This is a genomic window from Microbacterium halotolerans (assembly GCF_003569805.1).
GTDB lineage: Bacteria > Actinomycetota > Actinomycetes > Actinomycetales > Microbacteriaceae > Microbacterium > Microbacterium halotolerans.
In genome coordinates, this window is the sequence record NZ_QVLP01000020.1 from 1 (window position 1) to 1,966 (window position 1,966).

Annotated in this window: 1 rRNA gene; it reads left to right on the forward strand. The window is 56.1% G+C overall.

Features of this window, described 5'->3' with window-relative positions:
- A 23S ribosomal RNA gene (locus DZG09_RS16425) occupies window positions 1-1,866 on the forward strand; the annotation flags it as partial.
- Window positions 1,867-1,966: the final 100 nt, after the last annotated feature.

The window sequence follows — 1,966 nt, forward strand, 5'->3', positions numbered from 1 at the left end:
ACCACCGAAGTTGCGGCATTGACATTTTTGGTAGGCCTTCGTGGTCCAGCCGTGTTGATGGGTAGGAGAGCGTCGTGTGGCGAGTGAAGCGGCAGAGTGATCTAGCCGTGGACGCCACACGAGTGAGAATGCAGGCATGAGTAGCGAAAGACGTGTGAGAAACACGTCCTCCGAAAGACCAAGGGTTCCAGGGTCAAGCTAATCTTCCCTGGGTAAGTCGGGACCTAAGGCGAGGCCGACAGGCGTAGTCGATGGACAACGGGTTGATATTCCCGTACCGGCGAAGAACCGTCCCAACCAATCCAGTGGTGCTAAGCGCCCGAATCCATTCACCGTCACCTTCGGGTGACACCGGATGGCCTAGCGCGCGACCCCATGCTGGTGCGGTTAGCGTATTAACAGGTGTGACGCAGGAAGGCAGCCCAGCCAGGCGATGGTAGTCCTGGTCCAAGTGCGTAGCCCGAGTCCTAGGCAAATCCGGGACTCATAACGGGTGAGACACGATGGGAATAAAAAGTGGGTGATCCTCTGCTGCCAAGAAAAGCATCGACGCGAGGTTCAAGCCGCCCGTACCCCAAACCGACTCAGGTGGTCAGGTAGAGAATACCAAGGAGATCGAGATAATCGTGGTTAAGGAACTCGGCAAAATGCCCCCGTAACTTCGGGAGAAGGGGGGCCCGCCACTTACTAGGTTTTACACCGAAAGGGTGTGTGGGCCGCAGAGACCAGTGGGGAACGACTGTTTACTAAAAACACAGGTCCGTGCGAAGTTGCAAGACGATGTATACGGACTGACGCCTGCCCGGTGCCGGAAGGTTAAGAGGACGAGTTAGCCCTTGGGCGAAGCTTTGAATTTAAGCCCCGGTAAACGGCGGTGGTAACTATAACCATCCTAAGGTAGCGAAATTCCTTGTCGGGTAAGTTCCGACCTGCACGAATGGCGTAACGATTCCCCAGCTGTCTCAACCACGAACTCGGCGAAATTGCATTACGAGTAAAGATGCTCGTTACGCGCAGCAGGACGGAAAGACCCCGTGACCTTTACTACAGCTTGGTATTGGTGTTCTGTGTGGCCTGTGTAGGATAGGTGGGAGACTATGAAGCCCGGACGCCAGTTCGGGTGGAGTCATTGTTGAAATACCACTCTGGTCATTTGGAGCATCTAACTTCGGACCGTAATCCGGTTCAGGGACAGTGCCTGGTGGGTAGTTTAACTGGGGCGGTTGCCTCCCAAAGAGTAACGGAGGCGCCCAAAGGTTCCCTCAACCTGGTTGGCAATCAGGTGGCGAGTGTAAGTGCACAAGGGAGCTTGACTGTGAGACTGACAGGTCGAGCAGGGACGAAAGTCGGGACTAGTGATCCGGCAGTGGCTTGTGGAAGCGCTGTCGCTCAACGGATAAAAGGTACCTCGGGGATAACAGGCTGATCTTGCCCAAGAGTCCATATCGACGGCATGGTTTGGCACCTCGATGTCGGCTCGTCGCATCCTGGGGCTGGAGTAGGTCCCAAGGGTTGGGCTGTTCGCCCATTAAAGCGGTACGCGAGCTGGGTTTAGAACGTCGTGAGACAGTTCGGTCCCTATCCGCTGCGCGCGTTGGAAGTTTGAGAGGATCTGACCCTAGTACGAGAGGACCGGGTTGGACGAACCTCTGGTGTGCCAGTTGTCCTGCCAAGGGCACGGCTGGTTGGCTACGTTCGGGATGGATAACCGCTGAAAGCATCTAAGCGGGAAGCCGGCCTCAAGATGAGACTTCCATGAACCTCGGTTCGAGAGGCTCCCAGCAGATTACTGGGTTGATAGGCCAGACGTGGAAGCACAGCAATGTGTGCAGCTGACTGGTACTAATAAGCCGACGACTTACAAACTTCTTCACTGCTCTTGCGAGCGCTCGCGTCCACTTTGTGGTTCCCGATGTACGGGCACCCACCCCCCTCTGAGACCACCCCTCCGCGTGGCCTCACCACA